21 protein-coding genes are annotated in these 22,354 nt (G+C 70.8%); 9 read left to right on the forward strand and 12 right to left on the reverse strand.

The features are described from left to right. The first annotated feature begins 264 nt into the window (after positions 1–264). Positions 265–918: an RNA polymerase sigma factor gene (locus tag ETAA1_RS17670; RefSeq protein ID WP_145240728.1), complete on the forward strand. Its 654-nt coding sequence runs from the start codon at positions 265–267 to the stop codon at positions 916–918. Between the two features lie 8 nt (positions 919–926). Here the strand turns inward: ETAA1_RS17670 and ETAA1_RS17675 are convergent, their stop codons facing one another. Beyond that, complete coding sequence (locus tag ETAA1_RS17675; protein ID WP_145240730.1) at positions 927–1,421, reverse strand: dTDP-4-dehydrorhamnose 3,5-epimerase family protein; 495 nt, start codon at positions 1,419–1,421, stop codon at positions 927–929. A 167-nt stretch (positions 1,422–1,588) separates the two neighbouring features. Between ETAA1_RS17675 and ETAA1_RS17680 the strand changes: the two genes are divergently transcribed. From ETAA1_RS17680 to ETAA1_RS17690, 3 genes are read left to right on the forward strand one after another with little or no spacing between them, the layout of a single operon-like run. Beyond that, a complete protein-coding gene (locus ETAA1_RS17680) occupies positions 1,589–2,026 on the forward strand; it encodes a hypothetical protein (protein ID WP_145240733.1) in 438 nt (145 codons plus the stop codon). A 28-nt stretch (positions 2,027–2,054) separates the two neighbouring features. Next, positions 2,055–2,807: a hypothetical protein gene (locus ETAA1_RS17685; RefSeq protein ID WP_145240735.1), complete on the forward strand. Its 753-nt coding sequence runs from the start codon at positions 2,055–2,057 to the stop codon at positions 2,805–2,807. A 17-nt stretch (positions 2,808–2,824) separates the two neighbouring features. Continuing rightward, a complete protein-coding gene (locus ETAA1_RS17690) occupies positions 2,825–3,316 on the forward strand; it encodes a hypothetical protein (RefSeq protein WP_145240736.1) in 492 nt (163 codons plus the stop codon). A gap of 49 nt (positions 3,317–3,365) precedes the next feature. Here ETAA1_RS17690 and ETAA1_RS17695 read toward each other — a convergent pair whose 3' ends face one another. Then, positions 3,366–5,540, reverse strand: coding sequence for a tetratricopeptide repeat protein (locus ETAA1_RS17695; protein WP_145240738.1), 2,175 nt, complete (start codon positions 5,538–5,540; stop codon positions 3,366–3,368). Between the two features lie 211 nt (positions 5,541–5,751). On the opposite strand from ETAA1_RS17695, the gene ETAA1_RS17700 reads away from it, so the two are divergent. After that, positions 5,752–7,281: a serine/threonine protein kinase gene (locus ETAA1_RS17700; RefSeq protein ID WP_145240740.1), complete on the forward strand. Its 1,530-nt coding sequence runs from the start codon at positions 5,752–5,754 to the stop codon at positions 7,279–7,281. A gap of 48 nt (positions 7,282–7,329) precedes the next feature. On the opposite strand, the gene ETAA1_RS17705 is transcribed toward ETAA1_RS17700, so the two are convergent. After that, positions 7,330–7,704 (reverse strand): rhodanese-like domain-containing protein, encoded by a 375-nt coding sequence (locus ETAA1_RS17705; RefSeq protein WP_145240742.1) that lies wholly within the window; start codon positions 7,702–7,704, stop codon positions 7,330–7,332. A 61-nt stretch (positions 7,705–7,765) separates the two neighbouring features. Next, positions 7,766–9,082: a CobW family GTP-binding protein gene (locus ETAA1_RS17710; protein ID WP_145240744.1), complete on the reverse strand. Its 1,317-nt coding sequence runs from the start codon at positions 9,080–9,082 to the stop codon at positions 7,766–7,768. Positions 9,083–9,264: 182 nt separating this feature from the next. Between ETAA1_RS17710 and ETAA1_RS17715 the strand changes: the two genes are divergently transcribed. The 3 genes from ETAA1_RS17715 (at position 9,265) to ETAA1_RS17725 (ending at position 12,852) form a co-directional block, all read left to right on the forward strand. Next, positions 9,265–10,230 (forward strand): 2-hydroxyacid dehydrogenase, encoded by a 966-nt coding sequence (locus ETAA1_RS17715; RefSeq protein WP_145240746.1) that lies wholly within the window; start codon positions 9,265–9,267, stop codon positions 10,228–10,230. Between the two features lie 105 nt (positions 10,231–10,335). Beyond that, positions 10,336–11,385 (forward strand): bifunctional heptose 7-phosphate kinase/heptose 1-phosphate adenyltransferase, encoded by a 1,050-nt coding sequence (locus tag ETAA1_RS17720; RefSeq protein WP_145240748.1) that lies wholly within the window; start codon positions 10,336–10,338, stop codon positions 11,383–11,385. Between the two features lie 165 nt (positions 11,386–11,550). Continuing rightward, positions 11,551–12,852, forward strand: a complete 1,302-nt coding sequence (locus ETAA1_RS17725) for a lactate racemase domain-containing protein (protein WP_145240750.1) — start codon at positions 11,551–11,553, stop codon at positions 12,850–12,852. Positions 12,853–12,876: 24 nt separating this feature from the next. Here the strand turns inward: ETAA1_RS17725 and ETAA1_RS17730 are convergent, their stop codons facing one another. The 3 genes from ETAA1_RS17730 to ETAA1_RS17740 form a co-directional block, all read right to left on the reverse strand. Further along, complete coding sequence (locus tag ETAA1_RS17730; RefSeq protein WP_145240752.1) at positions 12,877–13,515, reverse strand: hypothetical protein; 639 nt, start codon at positions 13,513–13,515, stop codon at positions 12,877–12,879. A 96-nt stretch (positions 13,516–13,611) separates the two neighbouring features. Beyond that, entirely contained in the window at positions 13,612–14,019 is a 408-nt protein-coding gene (locus ETAA1_RS17735) for a hypothetical protein (protein ID WP_145240754.1), read from the reverse strand. Further along, on the reverse strand, positions 14,016–15,590 hold the full coding sequence (locus ETAA1_RS17740) for an NADH-quinone oxidoreductase subunit N (protein WP_145240756.1): 1,575 nt from the start codon (positions 15,588–15,590) through the stop codon (positions 14,016–14,018). Before ETAA1_RS17740 ends, ETAA1_RS17735 begins: the two co-directional genes overlap by 4 nt. A 130-nt stretch (positions 15,591–15,720) precedes the next feature. Between ETAA1_RS17740 and ETAA1_RS17745 the strand changes: the two genes are divergently transcribed. Continuing rightward, on the forward strand, positions 15,721–16,275 hold the full coding sequence (locus tag ETAA1_RS17745; protein ID WP_145240757.1) for a LamG domain-containing protein: 555 nt from the start codon (positions 15,721–15,723) through the stop codon (positions 16,273–16,275). Here the strand turns inward: ETAA1_RS17745 and ETAA1_RS17750 are convergent. The 5 genes from ETAA1_RS17750 to ETAA1_RS17770 form a co-directional block, all read right to left on the reverse strand. Then, complete coding sequence (locus ETAA1_RS17750) at positions 16,272–16,664, reverse strand: FHA domain-containing protein (protein ID WP_145240759.1); 393 nt, start codon at positions 16,662–16,664, stop codon at positions 16,272–16,274. The two genes, ETAA1_RS17745 and ETAA1_RS17750, sit on opposite strands and share 4 nt — an antisense overlap. An 80-nt stretch (positions 16,665–16,744) precedes the next feature. After that, positions 16,745–18,616, reverse strand: a complete 1,872-nt coding sequence (locus tag ETAA1_RS17755) for a hypothetical protein (protein ID WP_145240761.1) — start codon at positions 18,614–18,616, stop codon at positions 16,745–16,747. Further along, positions 18,613–19,461 (reverse strand): 3-deoxy-8-phosphooctulonate synthase, encoded by an 849-nt coding sequence (gene kdsA, locus ETAA1_RS17760; RefSeq protein ID WP_145240763.1) that lies wholly within the window; start codon positions 19,459–19,461, stop codon positions 18,613–18,615. Before kdsA ends, ETAA1_RS17755 begins: the two co-directional genes overlap by 4 nt. A 126-nt stretch (positions 19,462–19,587) precedes the next feature. Beyond that, positions 19,588–21,087 carry a vWA domain-containing protein gene (locus tag ETAA1_RS17765; protein ID WP_145240765.1) on the reverse strand — a complete coding sequence of 500 codons (1,500 nt, stop codon included), beginning with the start codon at positions 21,085–21,087 and terminating at the stop codon, positions 19,588–19,590. Between the two features lie 21 nt (positions 21,088–21,108). Beyond that, positions 21,109–22,323, reverse strand: coding sequence for a hypothetical protein (locus tag ETAA1_RS17770; protein ID WP_145240767.1), 1,215 nt, complete (start codon positions 22,321–22,323; stop codon positions 21,109–21,111). Positions 22,324–22,354 lie beyond the last annotated feature (31 nt).

A 22,354-nucleotide genomic window follows, 5' to 3' on the forward strand; every position in this document is an offset into this window, starting at 1 on the left:
CATCGGGAGAGCCGTTAGGCCGGGGCGCGAGCCCCGTCGGGGATCAGGAGCCCGACGGGGCTCGCGCCCCGGCCTAACGCGCACCGGCTCTGATCCACCGGCAAACCCCAACTGACAGGGCCGGTTGTGCCGGTGTTGCCGCCGCGGGTAAGATGGGGCGGGTGGGGGCCGCGGCCGCGGCGCTTGAGCGGCCGACCCCGCCGGGGTACGCTCGACCGGGAGGGACTCCGCGGAGTGCGCCCCTTCACCCCCGGGGTCCCGGCCGTGAGCAGCCAGAAGAACCCGTTCACCCCGGTCGACCGCGACCTCCTCAAGCGGTGCCTGGCGAACGCACCCGGCTCATGGAACGACTTCGTCGACCGGTTCATCAGCCTCGTCTACCACGCCATCCAGTACACCGCCCACCTTCGGAGCGCCCGCGTCGGCCCCGAGGACCTGGAGGACATCGCCGCCGAGGTGATGCTGAAGCTCGTGGCCAACGACTTCCGCGTCCTCCGCGAGTTCCGCGGCGAGTCGAGCCTGGCGACCTACCTGACGGTGATCGCCCGCCGCATCTGCGTGAAGGAACTGGCCCGCCGGCAACAGGTGCTCAGCGCCATCAACCGCGGCGAGTCGCGGCTGCCGGAGCCGGAGGCCGACGACGCCCCCGCCGCGGCAAAGGGGGTCGAGCGGCTCGAGGAGGTGGACGCGCTGCTGCGGCGGCTGAAGGGCCGCGAGCGCGAGATCGTGCGGCTCTACTACCTGGAGGGCCGCACCTACGAGGAGATCAGCACGGACACCGACGTGCCGGTCAACACGATCGGGGCCGTGCTGTCGCGGGCGCGGAAGAAGCTCCGCGAGATGGCGAAGTTGTCCACCGACGCGACGCCGGTGAAGCCGCGGAAGTCGAAGTCGAAGAAGCCCGACCCCGCGGGCTGAACCCGGCCTCAGTCCAGCTGGTACGGCGAGTTCGCGTCGTGCTCGTGGCGGATCTCGTCCACGGGCTCCTGCTTTAGCCACCCGGCGTACAGCCGGTTCGCCCCGTTGAAGACGAGCCCGTCCTTCCCGCCGACGTTCTTGTAGGCGTGGACCACCCCCGGCGGCACGATCAGCGCGTAGGCCGCGTCCTCGCCCACGTCGCGGACCTCCTTCTTGCCGTAGGTCGGCGAGTCCTTGCGGGCGTCCCACAGGTACACGCGGAACGTCGAGGGGCCGGTGAAGCAGAAGTAGTCGGACTGGTCGACGTGCTCGTGCGGGCCACGGGCCACGCCCGGCTTCGTCTGCGACACGTAGGCCATGACCGGGTGGTACTTGGGGTCGATGAGGTCGTTGCGGAACAGCTCGACGAGCCAGCCGCGCTGGTCGTGGTAGAATTTGAGCGGCACCCACACCACGTCGTGGATCGGGCCGCGCTCGGCGTACTTCGGCAGGGGCACGTTCATGGGCGTCTCCGGGGCCGGCCGGCGGCCGGGCGTTCGGGGCATTCTGCCCACATCCCCCAGCGTGTCAACCTCACCCTGGCCCCGGCCGCCGCGGCCCGATGGGTTGCCCCACCCGCGCGGATCGGTTAGCCTCAGCGCTGTCACCCCGACCGGCCCGAGGCCGCACCATGACACGCGTCGTCTCCGTCGTCGCACTCCTCGCCGTCGCCGGCTCCGCCGCCGCGCAGCCGGTCGGAGCCATCAACCCACAGGTCGTGACGGCGCGGATCGAGAACGGCTCGCTCGTGTGGGCGACGACGCAACTGCTGCCGGTGCAGAAGCCGGTGGTCGTTACCGTCGTGGTGAACGGCCGGCCGACGGCCGAGACGCGGACGGTGACGGAACTCACCCGCGTCACGTCGGAGCGGTCCGAGGCGGTGAAAAACCTGAAGGCCGCCGACGGCGCCGGCCGGGCGATCAACGCCGAGCGGCTGGCGGAGCGGTTGCGCGAGGAGGCGACGGTCGTCCTTCACGTCGGCCGTCTGCCAGACGCCTTCCGCCGGGCGTTCCGCGACGAGACGATTCTCATCGAATTACCCGGTCCTGCCGCCCCGCCGCGGCAATAACCTGTACCCACCCCACCGGAGGCTGACGATGATCCGTGCCGTCGTACCCGGGCTCCTGTGCCTGCTCGCCGCCCCGGCCGCGGCCCAGCCGCCGGCCCCACAGCCCGCGCCCCCGGCGCGACCGATCCCCGTCCAGCGATTGCCACCGCAGACGCTACCCGGTCAGGCGCTCCCGCCGCAGGCAGTACCGGCTCAGCCGCTGCCGCCGCAGGCGTTCACGTTCCCCGCCCAGCCGGCGCCCTGGATGCCGAACGGCGGCGGTGGTGGCGAGCCGCGGGTCGTGGTCGCCAAGGTGGTGGACGGGGCGCTGGTGTACAAGTCCAACACCATGGGTCCGGTCCAGCGCCAGCTCGACGTGACGGTGCTGGAGAACGGGCAGCCGGTGACCCGGAAGCAGACCGTGACGATGATGCAGCAGACCACAAAGGACGTGACGCTGCCGCTGGACGGGCTCAAGGTGAAGGACGCGGCCGGGAAGAAGATTCAGCCGCTGAACCTGGAGCTGCGCCTCGGCGACGGCAAGGGCGTGGTGCTGCACACCGGCCCGCTGCCGGACGCCATCCGGGCGATGTTCAAGGACGACGCGGTGTTCGTGGAAACGACCGCTGGCGCGGGTCAGTTCGCGGCGCCGGTGTTCACGACGGACTTCGCCCCTGCGGGTGGTGGGGTGCCCTCGACGGTCCGCATCCGGCCGGCGCCGGTCGTCGAAGACGCACCGGTCCCGATACCGGGTCGTCCCGCGCGGCCGGTGACGCCCCCGCCGGCGCCGCCGCAGCCGTGACCGAAAGGGTAGCGGTTATGAAGTTGCCGAAGCCGCGGTTGTCGCGCCGCGGCAAGATCGCGGTCCTGGTCGGTCTCGCCGCGTGCGGGCTGGTTGCGGCCGCCGCTTATCGCCCCGCCGCCCGCTGGTGGACCCGCGACCGCGGCGAACACCTCACCGCCGAAGAAGCCCGTAAGCACTTCCCCCTGGCGCTTCCGACCGGGGCGAGCGACGTGCGCTACTACCTGCACACGCAGCCGGACAAGGTGCTGGTGCTGGACTTCGCCGTCGAGGAGTTCAACTTCCTGATCTGGGCGTCAATGCACGGCTGGGCGCCGGAGCCGCTGCGGTCCGGCGTCACGCTCACGCCGCGGCTCGGCTTCGGCGACAGCCAGTCGAGGGTCGTCGTGACCGACGGGTACGGCTTCCGCAACCACCGCGACCCGGCCGCGCCGGACACCGTGCTCGTGGTGTACGACCGGCTGAAGAAGCGGGCCTACTACAGCTACTGGTCGGCACCGCAAACTTGAGTTGCCGCTTGCGGCGTAGCGGCCGCCAGGCCGCAAGCGGCAACGGAACTCACCCCACCTTCTTCGCCGCGGCCACCAACTCCTGGCAGTGCCCTTCCAGGTCGCGGTTGCCGCTCGTGCGAGCCGCCGCGAGCCCGCGCTCGGCGAAGCCCAGCGCCTTCGCCCCGGCCTTGAGCCGCAGCATCTCCTCGGCGGCGGTCGTGTAGAACTTCCCTTCCGCCGGGTGCCCCGCGATCAGCGCCTCGAACGCGGCCGCGGCCTTGTCGGCGTCCTTCGCCTTCACGTACAGCTGGGCCTTCTTCAGCCCGAACTCGACGGCCCGCGAGCCGCCGTTGTGCTCGGCGTCGAACCGCTCGCCCTGCGACAGCAGTTCCTGGGCCTTGTCGAACTCCCCGGCCGCGGTCGCGCCGGTGACGGCGGCGGCGTACAGCGGGTAGCGGTCGGCGTGGGCCGGGTCGTGCGGCTTGGTCACGCCCGCCTGCGCGAACGCCACCGCCAGGTCCCGCGCGTCCAGCTTGAGCGCCGCCCGCATCGCCTGGTCCAACTCCCCGACGCTCAGCGCCGCCACGTCGATGGCCGCGAGTTCGCCGGCATTCATGTCGGTGATCGAGCGCTTGGCCGGGGCCGCCGGGACCACCGGGGCGACGGGCTTCGGCGCTTCGACCGGCACGTCGACGTGTGGCGGCGCGGCGCTGACGTACTCAAGCCCCAGCTTGTGCCGCAGCTCGGCGAAGTCGTACACGTCGATCGGCACGGTCTGGTTGCCGACGCGCTTCTGCGGCACGACGCCGGCGAAGCAGTCGGCCACGAACTTGACCACGCCGAACACCCGCTTCCGCAGCAGCGAGCTGCCGACGGCGTCCAGCGGGGTGTTGCCGGCGAGCGACTTCAGCGGGCGGTGCAGCCACTCCTCCTCGAAGTAGTGTTTAGCGTGGCCGCGGAGCTTCTCCTCGGCCTGCTGCACGTCCTGCGTCTGCGTCGGGTACACCAGCGCGTCGATGACGACGTCGCCGAAGTTGATCGGCGTCGTGGTCGCCGCCGGCTCCTGCACCGCGAGGTTGACGCGGGTCCGCAGTTCCTCGACCACGCGGGCCGAGTTGTCGCGGTTCGGGTGCCACACGCGGATCACGCCCTGCCCGATGGTCAGCTTCGCCACCACCTTCGCGAGCGTGGTGCTCCCCACCGCCAGCAGGCTCGGCAGCTCCTCGACCACCATCGCGCTGACGACGCCCTGCTCCTGATCGACCTGGACGCCGAGCAGCCGGCGGGCCTGTTCCATGCCTTGCAGCCACTGCATGACCGGCTGCGGGTCGCGAATCTGCAGGAAGAAGCCGTGTTCGAGGTAGTCGGCGTCGTTCTCCATCCCCTGCCCGCAGCGGAGGACTTCGAGCAGGGCCGCGGCCTCCTCCGCCCGGTGGTCGTCGGTCTCGAGCTCGATCGACTTGCCGAGCGCCTCGGCGGCCTTCGGCTGCTCGCCGGTCCAGGCGTAGACCAGTCCGAGGTTGAACCACGCCGCGGGGTCGCCGGCCGTGACGCGGGTCAGTTCCTCGAACGCGGCGCGGGCGTCGGAGAACCGGCCGGTCGCCGCCGAGTCGGGCACCTTCTTCGCCGTCGGCCGCAGGGTGTACGCCTTGCGGGCACACTCCGGCAGCCGCGACTCGGCCCCGAACAGCGCCTCGAAGTGCTGCTTCGCCTCGGGGTCGTCCGGCTGGTACCGCACCGACCGCTCCAGCGCCGCCCGCGCGGCCACCGGCCGGTTCAGCAGGAGCTCGTTGCGGAAGATCAGTTCGTAGACGTGGGCCAGTTGGTCCGTCGCCTCGGGGTCGTAGGTCTCCGCGGCCTTCCGGAACAGGAGCAGCGCCCCGATGAGCTCGCCCTCGTTCTGCCGGAACATGCCGCGGAGGAAGTGGGCCATCCCGAAGTTCGGGTTCCGCTTCAGCGCCTCCGACAGCGCCTCCTCGGCCTGCTCGACGAGCTTCTCGGATTCGGCGGGCGTGGGGGCGTTCCCGGCGGCGTTGTACAGGAACTGGGCGTAGTACCCCCACACCGCGGGCTGGTCGGCGTGACCGGTGGTGAGGGCTTTGATGGTCGTGAGGGCGGCGTCGTGCTGGCCGAGGCGCTCCTGCTCGAACGCCTTCTCGACCTGCGCGAAGTACGCGACGCAGCACCACTTGAACTTCTTGCCGCTGCCGCACGGGCAGGAGGCGTAGGGGTCCAACGGCATTCCGCAGTTCCTGGGAGGGTTTGCGAGGCCCGGGGGCGGGCCTCATTCGGTTGTTCTACGGAAGGAGAGGAATCGGGTCGGGGCCGAAATCGCCGCCCTCAGAGTTTGACAGGCCGCGAACCCGTCCTAATTTTCGGTGCCGCCGCGATGCCGCCCGGGGCCGTTCACGCCCCCCCGCCCGCCGCGAGACACCCACGAAGGACATCCTACTATGGTGACGAGCGACCTCGGCGCGTGTGAGTGGTTCGTCTGGGACCTCCGCCGCTCCGGCCTCATCGACCGCGGCCAGCTCGACGCCATCGTCGGCGAGTTCCTGAAGCGGAACCCGCGGGCCGAGGCGCCCGCCCTGGCCGACCACCTCGTCCACCAGGGGACGATCACGCCGTTCCAGGCCGAGCGCATCCTCAACGGCAAGACGCAGGGGCTCGTGCTCGGGCCGTACGTCCTGCTGGACGCGATCGGCACCGGCAGCATGGGGCAGGTCTACAAGGCCAGCTCGAAGAACGACCAGAACCTGTTCGCGGTGAAGGTGCTGCCGCGGCGGAGCATGTGGAACGTCCGCCTGGCCCGCCGGCAGGTGCGGTCGTTCGCCAACTTCTCGCACCCGGCCGTCGTCCCGTTCATGGACGTGGGCACCGCCGGCGGCCTCCACTACCTGTCGTGGCCGCTCGCCGAGGGGCAGACGCTCGAAGCCGTGGTGCAGCGCACCGGCCGGCTCGCGCCCGCGCTCGCCGCCGTGTACGGCGTCCAGGTCGCGCAGGGGCTCACCATCGCCCACCAGAACAGCCTGTTCCACGGCCTCGTGAAGCCGTCGAACATCCTCGTCGGATCCGACGGCCAGGCCCGCATCCTCGACTTCGGCATCGGCTCGCTGCTCGTCGAGAACGAGGGCGAGAGCCTCGTGGACACGATGTCCACCGCAAACACGCTGACGAGCGGCCTGGACTGCGCCAGCCCCGAGTCGATCATGGAGCCGACGAACCGCACGCCCGCCGGCGACCAGTACAGCCTCGGCTGCGTGCTGTACTACGCCCTCACGGGCCGCGTGCCGTTCCCCGAGGGGAGTGCGGTCGAGAAGATGATGGCCCACCAGGCGAAGGAGCCGACGCCGATCCGCGAGCTGGCCCCCGAAGTGCCGGACGGGCTGTGCAAGGTGGTGGCGAAGCTCATGGCGAAGACGCCGGAGGATCGCTACTCCGGGTGCGAAGAGGTGGTCGAGGCGCTGGAGCCGTTCCTGGGCGACCTGAGCGCGAGCCCGAAGCCGGGGGACAGCCGAGGACCGGGGTCGGGCCTGCGGCGGCCCGGGTCGTCGGGGTCGCGGCCGGGGCTGTCGAATCCGTCGTCGAACTACGGCGGACGCACCGCTGGGGCGTCCGCCCCGGTGCGGACGCCGCCGCCGCCGCAGTCGCTCCCGGGGGTGAAGATCAACCCGATGCCGCCGGGCCGGGCCGACGTGGGGCGCGGGGCGCCGAAATCGAACCCGGGCGTCCGCGGGATAGCTGCGCCGCCACCGCCGGCGAACCGGGTTCCGAGCCGCGCCGCGTTCCAGATTCCGCCGGCGGCCGAGGTCGAGGAGCCGGTGTACGAGGCGCCGGTCCCGCAGACGCGGGCCGAGAACCTCCGCTGGGCCGAGGAGGATACGAACAGCCGCAGCGGCGTCGGCCCGTTAGGGCTGGTGATGGTCGCCGTGCTGGTGATGGTCGCCGTGTACTTCGGGGCGACGTTCCTGATGAACAAGTGAGGCGACGGGTAAAGCCCACCCGCCGCGGCGGGTGGGCTTTTTCGTTTCTTACGCCTCCGTCGGGTAGCCCTTCCCCGTCCACCCGGACCACCCGCCGTCCATGCTGATGACGTTCGTATAGCCCATCTTCTGGATCGCGTCCGCGGCCAGCGCCGAGCGGAACCCGCCGCCGCAGTACAGCACCAGCGGCGCCGCCGCGTCGGGAACCGTCTTCTCGATGTCGCGCTCGATGACGCCCTTGCCGAGGTGAACGGCCCCCGGCAGGTGGCCCTTCGCGAACTCGCTCTCCTCGCGCACGTCCACGAGCGTGAACCGCTCACCGGCGTCGAGGCGGCGCTTCACGTCGTCCACGGTACACTCGCGGACGCGCGCCTTGGCGTCCGTCACGAGTGCCAGGAACCCCGGGGCGTGCTGCTTGGCCATCGATGTCTCCTGCCGCCGCTTGCGGCGTCGCGCGACGCCGCAAGCGGCGATTACCCGAAACCTACAGGCACCGTCGGAAGCCGGCCTCTAGCTCGGCGCGGTCGAGCTTGCGGCCGATGAACACGAGCTTGTTTTCGCGGCGGGCGCTGCCCCACGTCGCACCCGGCTGGCCGTCGAACAGCATGTGGACGCCCTGGAACACGAACCGCCGCGGGTCACCCTTGATGCTGAGCACGCCCTTCATCCGGTACACGTCGGGGCCGCGCGTCTGGAGGAACTCGCCGAGCCAGGCGTTCAGCCGCTTCATGTCCAGGTCGCCGGGCAGAGTCAGCGCCACGGCGTTCACGTCCGAGTGCGTGTGCCGGTGGTGGAAGCCGCGCGTCGCGGTCGGCGCCACCGCCGCGCCGCCGACGCGGACCTCGACGCCGATCTTGCCGAGGTTCGAGCCGCTGAACAGCGCCACGGGGCCGGTCACGGCCAGCGCGAACCGCTGCGGCCCGGGCGGAAGTTGTAGCGTGAACGTGTCGGCGGCCGGCGACAGTACCCCACCCGGCTGCACGGCCTGCGGGTCGCCCGAGAACACCGGCACCGCCGCGTTCGCCGCCGCCACCAGTTCCGTTGCTGCCACGACCGCGACCGCGATATTCGTCTTGGTCCGCTCCGGAATCAACAGGTCGTGCGTGCCGGCGGGGAGTTCGTACAGCGCCCCCCAGCTGAACGGGTACTCGGGCTCCAGGAACTCGGGCTCGATCTCCAGCGCCCGCGACAGGTTGAACCCGTTCACGTTCAGGATGCGGTCCATGTCCACGACCGCGTTCGTCGTCCGCTCGATGCGGGCGGTCGGGTTCATCTGGCGGATGCGGCTCTCCAGCTCGTCCACCTCGTCGGCCGCGACCAGGTCGAGTTTGTTCAGCAGAATCACGTCGGCGAACGCCACCTGCTCCTGCACCTCGTGGGCGTCCCAGTGCTGGTGGACGTGCTTGCTGTCCACCAGCGTCACGATGCCGTCGAGGCGGGTGCTGCGCTGGATCTCGTCGTCCATGAAGAACGTCTGGGCGACCGGGCCGGGGTCGGCCATGCCGGTGGTTTCGACGAGGATGTAGTCGAACTTGTCGCGCCGCTTCATCAGGTTGCCGAGGATGCGGATCAGGTCGCCGCGGACGGTGCAGCAGATGCACCCGTTGTTCATCTCGAAGATTTCCTCCTCCGAGCGAACGACGATGTCCTGATCGACGCCGACCTCGCCGAACTCGTTCTCGATGACGGCGATCCGCTTGCCGTGGTGGGCGGTGAGGATGTGGTTCAGCAGCGTGGTCTTTCCCGCGCCGAGGAACCCGGTGAGGACGGTAACGGGGACGCGAACATCGGCGGCTGGCACGGCGGCTCCTCGCGGGGGGCGGGGTTACGGTAGGCAGGTGGCGGGTCGGTGCAAGACGTGGACGCCGAGAAGAGTTTTGACAGGATAACAGGATGAAGCAGGATGCCGAATAAATACTCGGTCTTGGTTCGGCATCCTGCTTCATCCTGTTATCCTGTCAAAAACTCCGGTCGCCGCACGCCATGCCCAGAGTCTTCGTCGCCCGCCGCATCCCCGCCGCCGGGCTCGACCGCATCGCCGCCGCCGCCGACGTGGACGTCTGGCCCGACCGCCTCCCCCCTTCCCCGGACCAACTCCGCGAGCGCGTCCGCGGCTGTGACGGCCTGGTGTCACTCCTCACCGACCGCGTGGACGCCGCGCTGCTGGACGCGGCCCCGACGCTGAAGGTCGTCAGCAACTTCGCCGTCGGCTTCAACAACGTGGACGTGCCGGCCTGCACCGCCCGCGGGGTTCGCGTCGGCAACACGCCCGGCGTGCTGACCGATGCCACCGCCGACATCGCCGTGACGCTGATGCTCGCGGCCGCACGCCGGCTCGGCGAGAGCGCCACCGACGCGAAGGAGGGCCGCTGGCTGACGTGGGAGCCGCTCGGCTGGCTGGGGCAGGATTTGGCGGGAAAGACGCTCGGCATCGTCGGCATGGGCCGCATCGGCTTCGCCACCGCGAAGCGGCTGCACCACGGCTGGGGCATGAAGGTGCTGTACACGGCTCGCTCCGCGAAGCCGGACGCCGACCGCGAGTTGGCCGCCCGCCGCGTCGAACTCGACGAGTTGCTCCGCGACAGCGATTACGTGTCGCTCCACGCCGACCTGAACCCGACGACGAAGGGGCTGTTCGGCGCCGACGCCTTCGGGAAGATGAAGCGCACGGCCGTGTTCGTGAACACGTCGCGCGGGCCGCTGGTGGACCAGCCCGCGCTCGCGGCGGCGCTGCGGGCCGGCACCATCTTCGCCGCCGGCCTGGACGTGACCGACCCCGAACCGCTGCCGCCGGACCACGAGTTGTACGCGCTGCCGAACTGCGTGATCGCCCCCCACGTCGCCAGCGCCACCGTCGGCACCCGCGACGCGATGGCGAACCGCTGTGCGGACAACCTGCTGGCCGGCCTCTGCGGTGACCCACTGCCCTACCCGGTGAACAACGTCTGACCGATTAATTGGCCGCAAAAAGGCACAAAAGACACAAAATAAGACCGTTCATTTTTGTGTCTTTTGTGCCTTTTTTGCGGCCATCCTCTTCTTCGCGGCTCAACCATGCTCACCACCGAACTCGTCGAACAGGTTCTCCGCACGATCCCCGGCAAGACCGTCGGCCTGCTCGGCGACCTGTTCCTCGACCGCTACCTCGACATCGACCCGGCCCGCGACGAGCCGTCGGTCGAGACCGGCCTGACGGCGTACCAGGTGGTCGGCGTCCGCAGCTACCCCGGGGCGCTCGGCACGGTGCTGAACAACCTCGCCGCGCTGGGCGTCGGCCAAATCGTCCCCGTGGCCGCGATCGGCGACGACGGCGAGGGCTACGAGCTGCGTCAGGCGCTGGCCCGCGTCCCGGCCGTGGACGCGACGCACGTCTTCGCCGCCCCCGCCCGCCGCACACCGACATACACGAAGCCGATGTATGGCGAGAAGGAGTTGAACCGCCTCGACATCAAGAACCGCACGGCAACCCCGGCCGCGGTCGAAACCGACATTCTCGCCCGCCTCGACGCCGTGTGGCCGACGGTGGACGCGCTGATCGTGCTGGATCAGGTGAGCGAGGCCGATTGCGGTGTGGTGACCGCCCGCGTCCGCGACCGCCTCGCGGAGTTGGGCGAGCGCGACCCGTCGAAGTTCGTCCTGGCCGACAGCCGCGAGCAGATCGGGAAGTTCCGCAACGTCTGCGTGAAGCCGAACTCAGACGAAGCTCGAAAAGCAGTCCCGGAGCCAGACACTCTTTTCCCCGACGACGATGAGATGGGACTGTTTCAGAGCCGATGCATCGAACTCGCTATGCTCCACACGCACCGGATCGTGTTCGGTACTGTCGGGGACCACGGCATTTTCTTCACCCGGCGCACCAGTGCCGACGGCGGCGGCGGTTACATCGTGTCAGCCTACCCGGTGACCGGCCCGATCGACATCTGCGGGGCCGGGGACAGTTGTTCGGCGGGGATCACGTCGGCGGTGGTCAGCGGGCTGACGCACGAGCAGGCGGCGGCGTTCGGCAACCTCGTCGCTTCGATCACCATCCAACAAATCGGCGTCACCGGGACCGCCACGCCGGCGCAAGTCCGTGCCCGCTGGCGAGAAGTGAGCAACTCCTGACCGCGCCCTCGCCCCAACACTCTTTTGTGGCATCGACTCAATTCGTGCCTCGACCCCCCCGGGGGGGGTGCCGTACACACAATGCGCCACGCCAGAATGTGCCGCCCTACCCCGCCTCCGTCACGCGGGCTAAACTGCCGTCACCCGCTCCCCCGAGGCCCGGCCGTGGACATTCCGCTGGTTCAGCTCGTTCGTCAGACCGCCCCGCAACCGCAACTCGCCGACGTGGCCGCCGCCGTCCGCCGGGCGTGGCTCGACAGCACGACCGCCGCCCGCATCAAGCCCGGCATGCGCGTCGGCGTCGGCTGCGGCAGCCGCGGCATCCGCAACTACCTGCTCATCGCCAAAGCCACGATCGACGCCCTGAAGGAACTGGGGGCGAAGCCTGTGGTCATCGCCGCGATGGGCTCGCACGGCGGGGCCAACGCCGCCGGCCAGCGCGAACTCCTCGCCGGCTACGACATTGACGAGGCCCACCTCGGCGTGCCCGTGCTCACCGACATGGACGCGGCGAATATCGGCACCAACAGCTGGGGCCAGCCGGTGTGGTGGGACAAGAACGCGCTGGCGTGCGACGCCGTGGTGACGGTGTCGCGGGTGAAGCCGCACACGGACTTCCGCGGGGCGTTCGAGAGCGGCGTGGTGAAGATGCTGGTGATCGGCTTCGGCAAGCGGCACGGGGCCGACCAGGTCCACAGCTTTGGCACCCGCGGCCTGCGCGACATGATGCCGGAGTCGTGCAAAGTGATCCTCGACAAGACGCCGTTCGTCGGCGGGCTGGCGATCCTGGAGAACGCGAACGAGGAGACGGCGAAGGTCGAGGTGATCGACCGCGCCGACCTGTTCGACCGCGAGCCGGTGCTGCTGGAGGAGGCGCGGCGGATCATGGGCCGGCTGCCGTTCCCGGCGTTCGACGTGCTGGTGGTCGGCGAGTGCGGGAAGAACTACAGCGGCGCCGGGATGGACCCGAACGTGGTGGGCCGGATGCTGATCGAGGCGAGCCCGGAGGCCGAGACGAACAACCCGCGGGTGACGCGGATGGCGGTGCTGGACGTGTCGCCGGAGAGCCACGGCAACGGCACCGGCATCGGCATCGCCGACCTGACGACGGACCGCGCCCTGGCGTCGATCGACCAGGTGCCGTTCCGCATGAACAACCTGACGGCGCGGTTCCTGTGGCGGAGCAAGCTGCCGATCGCGTTCCCGACCGACCGCGAAGTGATCGCCGCATCCGTGGAGACGTGCTGGCAGCCGGTGCAGGAGCAGGTGAAGTTCGCGGTGATCCCGAACACGCTGGAGGTGGTGGAGTTGTGGGCGTCTCCGGCGCTCGCGGCCGAGGCGGCGGGCCACCCGCACCTGGAACTGGTGGGGAGCCCGCGCCCGCTGCCGTTCGACGCCGCGGGCAACTTGCGGCAGGAGGAGCTGTTCCCGCACAGTGTCCGCGGACGGCGGACGGCGGGGCACTGACCCCCGCCGTTCACCCGTAGCGGCTCAGCGGCGCGGGCCGCGGTGCAGGTCGTCGCGGAGGCGTTCGAGTTCGTCGATGATGCGGTTGAGGCGCTGCTCCAGGTCGGCGGGGGCGGCGTTGTCCGGCCCGCGCCCCTGAGTGGCAGGCGGACCGAACCCGCCGAACGCCGGCCCCTTACCCATGCCGCCCGGGCCGCCGAACGGCGGGTTCGGCCCGCCCTTGCCGAAGCCGGGGCCGCCGAAGCCCTGACCGCCAAACCCGGGACCGCCGAAGCCCGGCCCGCCGAACCCGCCACCCATGGGACCGGGACCACGCCCACCGTCCTTCGGGGCCGGACCCCGGTCGCCATCCTTCGGACCCGGGCCACGCCCGAGGTCCTTCGGGGCCGGGCCACGGTCTTCGCCCTTCGGCCGCGGCATCGGGGCCACCTCACGACCTTCCTTCTTCGCACCGGCCTCGGGCCGACGGTCGCCGTCGCGGTTCAGCCGGGCTTCCAACTCGCGGACCTGCGCCCGCAGCCGCTCGACCTCCGCTTGCAGGTCACGGCCGGCGTCGGCCTTCGGCCGGTCCGGCGGCGTCGGCCGCGGCTGCGCCGGGCGGTCCTGAGCAGCGGCGGTCGCGGCCAGCGCCAGCCCGCACACCAGGGAGAGGATTCGCGTCATCATCGCCTCCAGTTCGTCGGGGCCGGAGTGCGGCCCCGTACAGCTTGAAACGTAATTGATTCTGGTAGGCGACCGATGAATTGCGGGTGAGTGAGTTCAGCCGACCAACCGGTCCCGGTGCCGGCGGGCGAGGTCGAGAAGCGGTTGAAGGGCGGCCCGGGGCGAGGGATCGCTCAGTGCGGACAGGTCCGTTTCGAGTGCGGTCACGGCCGCGGCCCGGTCGGCGACAACCTTTGAGAGCAGGTAGCGAACTGCAACGCAGTTCAAGTCGGTGAAAACGGCCGGGAACGCGTACGACTGCGGCACCGCGATTCGGTTCGCTTCCAGAACCGCACCCAACACGTCCCGCGCGGCGGCGGCTTCGTCCGCTGCCCGAAACAGGTCTTCACGTAGTTTGCGGGCTGGGCCTGCGGCGTGCGGCGCGGCAGAGCGGGCGTAGCGGAGCAGCGACACGCCTTCGCGGCGGTAGACGTCCTGAAGGCGGGCGGCGTCGGTCGGGGTCATCGCGTCGGCACCCCCGGCGTGGCCGGCCTGGCGATCGCCGTCGCGGCACCGTCGGCCGCGGTGGTCAGCGGGTTCCACACGACGCCGAGGGCGATTACGCCCGCCGCCAGTGCCACAAGCAGAAGTGACGCCGGCCAACCCGTTGCGACGGGTGGGCTTTCGGGAGCGTCGTCCAGCACCATCGCGCGGACCACCTTCAAGTAGTAGACGGCGCTCACTGCCGTGTTCACGGCGCCGACCGCCAGGAACACGCCGAACGCGGTGCCGAGCCAGCCGGGGGCGCTGCGGGCGGCGTCGTACACGGCCGCGAACACCTGGAACTTTCCGGCAAAGCCCGCGAGCGGCGGGAAGCCCAGCAGCGAGAACAGGAATACCGCCATCGCCACCGCCGCGACCGGCGACCGCCACGCCAACCCGCGGACTGCCGCCACGTCCTCGGAACCGGTCGCGTTCCTCACAACGGCCACCACGGCGAACGCCCCCAGGTTCATCAGCAGGTACGCCACCAGGTAGTACAGCACCGCCGACGCCGCCCCGGCGGTCAGCGCCGCCAGCCCGAGCAGCATGTACCCGGCGTGGGCGATCGTGCTGTACGCGAGCAACCGCTTCAGGTCGGTCTGCGCGAACGCGGCCAGGTTGCCGAACGTCACCGTCATCGCGCCGACGACACCCAGGCCGACGCCGAGCGTTCGCGGCACCAGCCACGGGTCGGGGCAACTCGCGTGGAACGAGTATACGAGCCGGGCCGTCAACGCCACCGCGGCCGCCTTCGACGCCACCGACAGGAACCCGGCAACTTCGGCGGCCGCACCGGCGAACACGTCCGGGCACCAGAAGTGGAACGGGACCGCGGCCAGCTTGAAGCCCAGGCCGACGAGCGTCAGCGCCACGCCGGCCAGTAGCACCGGGTCGAATCCGCCCTCCCCCGCGAGGCGGGCCCCGGCACCGGCCGCCACGTCCGGCAGGTAGCCGGTGCCGAACGTTCCGGCCGTCAAGCTGATGCCGTACAGCATGACGCCACTCGCCCCCGCGCCGAACACCACGTACTTGAGCGCCGCCTCACCGCCGGTGCGGCGCCCCTTCAGGAACCCGGCCAGGGCGTAGCTCGGCAGGCTGGCCATCTCCACGGCGATGAACGCCATCAGTAGGTGGTTCGACGCTGCCATCAGCATCATGCCGAGAGCACCGCCGAGCACCAGAGCGTAGAAGTCGGCCGAATCTTCCGCGTCGGGCAGGCCGGTGACGCGGGTCAGCAGCACGGTGAGAGTCGCCGCCGCGAGGACGACGATACGCACGTACCCGGCGAACGGGTCGGCCACCAACATTCCGGCGAAGTAGGCGCCCTGTCGCGCCGAGCCGGTGGCCTCCGGGAAGCCGGCGACTGCGGCGAATAGAGCAACCGCCAGCACTGCGACCGCCAGGCCGCCGAGGTGGCTGCGGTCGAGGAGGCGTACGAGGCGGGCGAGCAGCAACGCGACCACGCCGGCGGCGACGAGGAGTTCCGGGATGAACCGGACGAGGTCGTCGCCGAGTGCGTCCTGGAGGCCGTCGAGCCGGGGGCGGGTGAACATCGCGGGGCGGCCACCTGGTAGGGTGGGGATAGCCTACCTGCCGCCGACGGCCGGGGAAAGGGCCAACCCCTTCTCCCGCCCGCGCCGCCATGGTACGCTTCTCCCGTCCCGCCCTCCGTGAGCCCGCCCCATGCGCCTCATCCTCTGTGCCGCTGTCGCAACCGTACTGGTCGCAGCACCCGCTGGTGCCGACGACTTCGCCCCCGAGCCGGGATTCAAGATGCTCCTGAGCGGCAAGGACTTCGCCGGATGGAAGGCGAAGGCGGCGAAGGGCGGCGAGCCGCTCGAGGGGAAGGCCGAAGCCTTTAAGGGGCGATTCAAGTTCAACAAGGACGGCGGACTCGTCATCGACCCGGCCGTGAAGGGCGACGTGCGGATCGAGACGGTTCAGGAGTTCACGAAGGAGACGGTCATCCGCTTCGACTTCCTCCCGGGTGCCGGCTGCAACAACGACCTGTTCTTTCTCGGGAGCAAGTTCGACATCAACCCGACGCAACTGAAGATGGTGAAGGTCGGCGAGTGGAACGCGATGGACATCACCGCCTCGGGCGGCACGACGACGTTCAAAATCAACGGCGAAACGGCGCGATCGGACAAAGCAAAGACCGCGAAGAGCACGTTGGAGTTTCGGGCCGAGTTCGGGTCGATGGAGGTCCGCCGGTTGAGGGCCAAAACGGGCGGCTAGTCCGTCGGCGTGTGCTGCTCCTCGTACACGTCCGGCAGCGCGTTTCGGCGGACCGGGGCGGCGCTGCTCCCGGCGGCGGCCTCCGCGGCCAGGGCCGCGTCGAGGTCGGCGCCGAACAGCACGCGGTACTTCAAGTTGGCAAACCCGACGGAGTCGTTCGGCAGTAGCGCCGCCCGCCGCACCCGCTGACCGTTCACCCGGGTGCCGTTCGTGCTGCCGAGGTCGCGCAGGAGCAGCAGCCCGTCGGTCTTCACCACCACGCAGTGGTACTTCGAGACACTCTTGTGCTCGACGCGGACGTCGCAGTCCGCGCCGCGGCCGACGACGGAAAGGTCTTTGGTCAGGTCGATCGGCGGGCCGCCGTCGGCAGGAACCAGTCGGGCACGCATCGGGGTCCGCTCGCACGGCGGTCGGGGATACACGATTGTTCCCGCACGGCGGTCGCCGCACAAGGGTTGAAGCGCCGTGGTCAGCGGGGCTTGGGAGCCAGAGCGTCGGCCCGCGCTGCCAGGGTGCGGGCGTGCGTGGTTCGTGCTTCCAACCCCGGCAGATTCGCGGACTGGTCCAGGAACGAACGCCACGTGTTCGCCGCCTCCGCCCAGGCGTCCGCGGCCGTCGACTTCGCGCGGCCGGCGTCCGCCCCCGTCACCTTGTCGGCTCGCAGTTGCTTCCGCTCCGCCTCTTCGTGCTTGGCGAGCGCCAACAGGTACGACGCCTCCGCGAACCCCAGCCGCGCCGTGATCCGCGCGACCAACGCCGACGCCACCGGGGCCGTCACCCGCCAGAACTCTTCCACCGCCGCGCGGGCCGACACCACGGCCGGGTCCGTGGGCGGCACCGGGCGCACCTGGTTCGGGTCGGGGTACTCGGCCCGCCGCAACTCGCCGTAGACCCGGTTTGCCTCCTTGACCCACTCCTCCAGCAACTCGGCGGTCACGTTCTTGACTTGCTCCTGCGCGCGGCCGTAACCGTCCTGCCGGTCGGTCAGCAGCTTGGCCGCGTCCTGGAGTTGGCCGCGCTGGATGCGCTCGAGCGGGCTCGGCGGCGCCACGAACGCCTGCTCGTAGCCGTACCCGGCGCCGTTGATCAATCGGTCGGTGATGCCGGGGTACATGATGCCGGGCGGCAGCAGGTCGCGGCCCTGGATCAGCTCGCGGATCGGCAGGCGTGAGTTCTTGTACAGCTGCAAGATCTGCTGTTGCGGCGGGCGGGTGTCGGTGCCACCGTCGTCGGTGGGGAGGAACCACGCGAGCACACGCGGGTAAGCCGGCCCCTCGCCCGGCGGGTTCCAGACTTTCACATCGGGAACTCCGGGCCCGGCAGGCGGCGCGGCCGCGAACCGGTCGCGGACGGCCTTCAAATCCACCGCCAGGTGGACGCCGGTGTCCGCCTTCACACGCTCTTCCAGCGTCGCCATCCGTGGGGCGAGCGCCGGCAGCGGCGCGGTCAGGTACACGATCGCTTGCTTGACCGCGTCCGCGGGCACCTTCCACGTCGAATCTTTGGCCTCGGCCCACGGTTTGAGCAAGTCCGGGTTGGCCTTCAGCTGCGCAAGTGTGGCGGGGAACGTGCGGCCGGCGGTCGGGTCGAACAAGAGCACTTCGGCCCCCGCGCGCACGGCCACGGCCCAGAACGGGCCGGCGGGGAGTTCCTTGGCGTCGGCCCACGGCGGTGAGGTGCCGATCGACTTAGTCGCGGCGTCGGGCGGGCCGACGAGCCCCGCGTCGAGGCCGAGTTGCTGGAACACGGCCAGCGCGACAGTGGCCCGTTCCAGCGCGGTGCCCCAGCCTCGGCGGAGGACGTAGGACGGCGGCACGGCGTTGACGAACCGGCCGTCGTCGGTGACCCAAGGGCGGACGTACACCTGCCGGCACACCCAGCTGAAAGCGGCCTTCGCCTGCTCGGCAGGTGGCAGGCCGACGGGGTCGATGGCGCGGGCCGCGTCGCGGAAGTACATGCACTCGGCGACGTAGGCAGCGTCGCCGCCGGTGTACCCCGACGGGCGGACGACCGTAATGTCGTCGGGCGTCAGCCTGACCAGTGCGGTCAGTTCCTTTTCGGCTTCGGCGGAGAGCGCGGGGGCCCCGGGCACGTCAGGCCGAGCGGCCAGTTCCTCGGCGAGCTTGTTGAGCGCCGCGCGAACGCCGGCCGGGTCGGGCTCCTTCGCCAGCCGCTTGGCCGCCGTCTCCCACGGGTCGGACTTCGCCGCCGCGGAACCTTTCGCGTCCTTGTCGGAGCTCGGCCCGGGCTTCGGGCATCCGGTGAGCACCACCGCGGACATCGCCAGGGCGACGAGTGCCCCCGACGACAGGAGAGCGTAGAAGCGGCCGGACCGGTTCATGAAGGCGGACCCGTGGGGGCGTCGGCGAGTGCGGCCCGGATGCGGAGGCAGGAGCGGACCAGCGTTTCCAGGTCGGCGAGCGGGACCATGTTCGGCCCGTCGCTGGGGGCGGTGTCGGGCGTCGGGTGCGTCTCCACGAACACCCCGTCGCACCCGGCGGCGACGGCGGCGCGGGCGAGGACCGGCACCATCGTGCGGTCGCCGCCGGTGCGGTCACCGAGTGCGCCCGGAGTCTGTACGCTGTGGGTGGCGTCGAAGATCACCGGGGCGCCGGTTTGCTGCATCCACGGCACGCTGCGCATGTCGTTCACCAGCAGCCCGTAGCCGAACGTGGTGCCGCGCTCGGTGAGGAGCACGCGGCGGTTGCCGACCTCGGCCAGCTTGGCGACGACGTTCTTCATGTCCCACGGGGCCATGAACTGCCCCTTCTTCACGTTAACGACCCGGCCGGTCTTGCCGCACGCTTCCAGCAGGTCGGTCTGCCGGGCGAGGAACGCGGGGACTTGCAGGATTTCGCACACCTCGGCCGCGGGCTCGGCCTGGGCGGCTTCGTGGATGTCGGTGGTGACGGGGAGGCCGGTTTCCTTCCGAACGGCGTCAAGGATCGCGAGGCCGTCGTGAAGGCCGACGCCGCGGAAGGACTTGCCGGACGAACGGTTGGCCTTGTCGAACGACGCCTTGAAGACGAGTTGCAGCCCGAGCCGGTCGGCTAGCTGTTTGAGGCGGGCGGCGACGCCGAGGGTGAAGTCGCGGCTCTCGATGACACACGGGCCGCAGACCCACAGTAGCGGGCTGCCGGCGCCGACGGTGTAGGGGCCGACTGTCACCGGCTGAACCGCGGCCATGCGGGGTGCCTCCGTGCGCGGGGCGCTAACCCCGTCAGGATAGGGTGGGTAAGGGTGAATGGCTTCGCCGCGTGCGGCGTTGCAGCGTCGATGGTGCAACGCCGCACGCGGCGAAGCCCCGAGCCCCTACGGCCGGCTCATGCCCACGAAGCTGCCGTCGTTCTCGCGGGCCAGCGCCCACAGGAACGCCCCCAGGTCGGGGCTCTCGTAGTAGAAGCCGATCGAGTGGATGCGGATGCGGCTCGCCGCGGACGGGTTCCACGTCGAGCGCAACTTGTCGCGGATGAACCGGCCCATGATCTCGGCCTGCCGCGTCTCCTCCAGCGGCGGCACCGCAGCCACCTGTGCAGGCGTCAGGCCGGGGCCGATGTTCGGCAGGCCGTCCGAGAACAGGTAAATGGTGTCGAGGCCGCGCGGCCGCAGCCCGAACGCCAGGTCGAACCCGGCGTGCATGTTCGTGCCGTCGGCCGGCCTGATGCGGCCGAGCGCCTCGCGCACCTCGGCCACGCTCTTCTCGCCGTCGTACCGCCGCCACTCGCCGCTCCCCAGCAGCCAGCGAGCGTCCTTCGAGAAGACGATGACCTGGTACTGCTGGATGGTCGGCACGCTCCGCATGACGCGGGCGATGGTGTCGCACACGTTCGGCCACTTCATCGGCGCCGCGGTGTTGCTGTCGGTCTTCTCCATGCTCCCGGACGTGTCCACCAGGAACACCACGTTCCGACCGGTCATCGAGATGCCGGCGAACCGCTTCTCGTCGTTCGGGTCGAGCTTGTTCGTCTTGTCCGCGAGCTTGGCCTTCTCCCCTTGCAGGTCGATGATGGTGGCGTTCGCCTCGTCGAGTTGCTTCCGCATGTCGCGGATCTGCCCGCGGGCGGCGAGCAGGTCGGTGTCCGCCTTGCTGGCCGCCGCCTTCGCCGCGGCCGCGTCGGTGGCGGCTTTCTCGGCCGCAGTGCGGGTCGAACTCAGGTCCGCGGCCGACTTCGACGCCATCGCCTTCGCGTCCGCCGCGGACGACGCCAGCCGCGCGTCCAGGTCGGCGAGCGTCACCTTCAACTCGGCCGCGCGACGTTCGAGGGCGACGCGCTCCTCCTCCGTGGTGCGGACGAGGCGGGCCAAATCTTCGGCGACGGCGGCAGACGCGGCGGCCTTGCGGGCGAGCCCCTCGGCCTCTTTCTGCTTGCGGCGCAGCTGCAGGTCGGCGTCGTCGGCCTCCTTGCGGGCAAGGATCAGGTCGTTGGCGGTGGCGTCGAGCTTCTTCTCGGTGGCGTTCAGCGCCAGCTTCGTGGCGTCGAGCAACTCTTGCGCGGACTTCGCCTCGTCGCGCGCGATGCCGAGGTTGCGGGCAAGGTCCGCCTTCTCGACGCGGACAGCCCCGAGTTCCTTGGTAAGCGTCTTCACCTCGGAGTTCAGCCGAAGCTTCGTGGAGTCGAGGTTGGTGAGCGCCAGCTTCAGGTCGTCGCGGACGCGCGAAAGGTCGGCGAAGGCGGCCTGCGCGGCGGTGGTCTGCTCCGTCGCCTGGCGCGTGTTGAGGAGCCACAGCAGGGTGACGCAGCCGAGGGCGCAGCAGAACACGTCGAGCATCCACATGCTGACGAGGGTGGGCTGCTTGTGCCGGACGCGCATCGGGGTGGCTCCGCGGGGCGGCTAGCGGTTCGTGGACGACCGCGGGGCGGCGGCCGCGACATCGGCGGGAAGTGGGAGCGAGCCGTCGAGGTGGGAGCGCGGCAGCTCGCCGGCCGCCCAGCGCGGCACGAGCGCGGCCGCCGCGTGCGCCACCGCCCCCGGCGGCAGCACTTCCACGGCCGTCCCCTCGGGCGTGTGCAGGTGGAGAGCACGGCCGAAGCCCGGCAACCGGCCGGCGGCGTGCGTCAGCCACACGACCCGCGGCGGCGACGGCACCCCAGACGCCGTGACGAACTCGCGGACCGTCTCGGCGGCGGAACGTGCCAGCGCCGCGGTGTGCTGCTCGAAGTCCTCGGCCGGCTCGGCCAGGTCCTGGTACCAGTGGCCGATGCGGGCCGACAGCGTCGCCGTGCCGGCGGTGCGGTAGCTGTCCAGCGTGACGTCGAGTTGTTCGTACAGCGCCTGCTCGGCCTCGGCGGAGTCGCGCGGGTCGCGGCGGCACAGGCGGACGCAGCGGTCAGAGACGCCGTCGATGAGTCGGTCCATCCACGGCTTGAGTCCGGCCTGCGGCCAGTGCGCCGCGGCCGCCACCTTCGCCGCAGCCCGGTCCACCTGCACCACCGTCGCCGTGAGGGCGAACTCGTCGGCGTCGATGACGACCGCGGCCCCCGGGCCGGTGGCGCCGGGGCGGAGCGGGATGACGTTGCCGTCGGCGGTGGTGCCGGGGCGGCCGCTCAGGACGGAACCGGCCCGATGAACGGCGACCGCGAGCGCGGCGGCGGCGGTCCCCTTCAGCGGCAATTTGGCCTTGGCTGCAAGCGCGGCCAACTTCACCGCCTGCGGCGCCGTCAGGTACGACGGCAGGACGAGCCCGGCGGCCTCGGTCTCGGCGGCGACCGTCGCGCCGACCTTGGCCAGGGCGAGTTCGACGAGCGTGTCGGCGGTGAGGGAGTGCCGCCCGGCGGGGAACTCGCGCGGCTGCCCGATGGCGGGGAGGAACCCGGTGGCGACCGCGTGCGCGGCCGCGCGCCGCAGCGCCGCACCGGCGTGGCCGACTTCGGGCGTGCGGCGGTCGCCGGCGACGGCGAGCACGAGTTCTTCGCCGGGGTCGTCGAGGACCAGGACGCGGACCTTGCCGCCGCCGACGGACACGGCGCGGGCGCGCGACGCCGTCAGGTCGATCCCGACGACGCGGGACTTGTCGTGAACAGGAGCCGGCTTTCGGGACCAGAGCATCGGGGGTCGCCCGTGGGTCAACGTCCAACGC

It is taken from the genome of Urbifossiella limnaea, from assembly GCF_007747215.1.
Lineage (GTDB): Bacteria > Planctomycetota > Planctomycetia > Gemmatales > Gemmataceae > Urbifossiella > Urbifossiella limnaea.

Bases quoted from the DNA above. Each gene is read 5' to 3' on its own strand.
- ETAA1_RS17675 (WP_145240730.1), bottom strand. From the start codon at position 1,421: ATGAACGTGCCCCTGCCGAAGTACGCCGAGCGCGGCCCGATCCACGAC.
- ETAA1_RS17680 (WP_145240733.1), top strand. From the start codon at position 1,589: ATGACACGCGTCGTCTCCGTCGTCGCACTCCTCGCCGTCGCCGGCTCC.
- ETAA1_RS17685 (WP_145240735.1), top strand. From the start codon at position 2,055: ATGATCCGTGCCGTCGTACCCGGGCTCCTGTGCCTGCTCGCCGCCCCG.
- ETAA1_RS17690 (WP_145240736.1), top strand. From the start codon at position 2,825: ATGAAGTTGCCGAAGCCGCGGTTGTCGCGCCGCGGCAAGATCGCGGTC.
- ETAA1_RS17695 (WP_145240738.1), bottom strand. From the start codon at position 5,540: ATGCCGTTGGACCCCTACGCCTCCTGCCCGTGCGGCAGCGGCAAGAAG.
- ETAA1_RS17700 (WP_145240740.1), top strand. From the start codon at position 5,752: ATGGTGACGAGCGACCTCGGCGCGTGTGAGTGGTTCGTCTGGGACCTC.
- ETAA1_RS17705 (WP_145240742.1), bottom strand. From the start codon at position 7,704: ATGGCCAAGCAGCACGCCCCGGGGTTCCTGGCACTCGTGACGGACGCC.
- ETAA1_RS17715 (WP_145240746.1), top strand. From the start codon at position 9,265: ATGCCCAGAGTCTTCGTCGCCCGCCGCATCCCCGCCGCCGGGCTCGAC.
- ETAA1_RS17720 (WP_145240748.1), top strand. From the start codon at position 10,336: ATGCTCACCACCGAACTCGTCGAACAGGTTCTCCGCACGATCCCCGGC.
- ETAA1_RS17730 (WP_145240752.1), bottom strand. From the start codon at position 13,515: ATGACGCGAATCCTCTCCCTGGTGTGCGGGCTGGCGCTGGCCGCGACC.
- ETAA1_RS17735 (WP_145240754.1), bottom strand. From the start codon at position 14,019: ATGACCCCGACCGACGCCGCCCGCCTTCAGGACGTCTACCGCCGCGAA.
- ETAA1_RS17740 (WP_145240756.1), bottom strand. From the start codon at position 15,590: ATGTTCACCCGCCCCCGGCTCGACGGCCTCCAGGACGCACTCGGCGAC.
- ETAA1_RS17745 (WP_145240757.1), top strand. From the start codon at position 15,721: ATGCGCCTCATCCTCTGTGCCGCTGTCGCAACCGTACTGGTCGCAGCA.
- ETAA1_RS17750 (WP_145240759.1), bottom strand. From the start codon at position 16,664: ATGCGTGCCCGACTGGTTCCTGCCGACGGCGGCCCGCCGATCGACCTG.
- ETAA1_RS17755 (WP_145240761.1), bottom strand. From the start codon at position 18,616: ATGAACCGGTCCGGCCGCTTCTACGCTCTCCTGTCGTCGGGGGCACTC.
- kdsA (WP_145240763.1), bottom strand. From the start codon at position 19,461: ATGGCCGCGGTTCAGCCGGTGACAGTCGGCCCCTACACCGTCGGCGCC.
- ETAA1_RS17765 (WP_145240765.1), bottom strand. From the start codon at position 21,087: ATGCGCGTCCGGCACAAGCAGCCCACCCTCGTCAGCATGTGGATGCTC.
- ETAA1_RS17770 (WP_145240767.1), bottom strand. From the start codon at position 22,323: ATGCTCTGGTCCCGAAAGCCGGCTCCTGTTCACGACAAGTCCCGCGTC.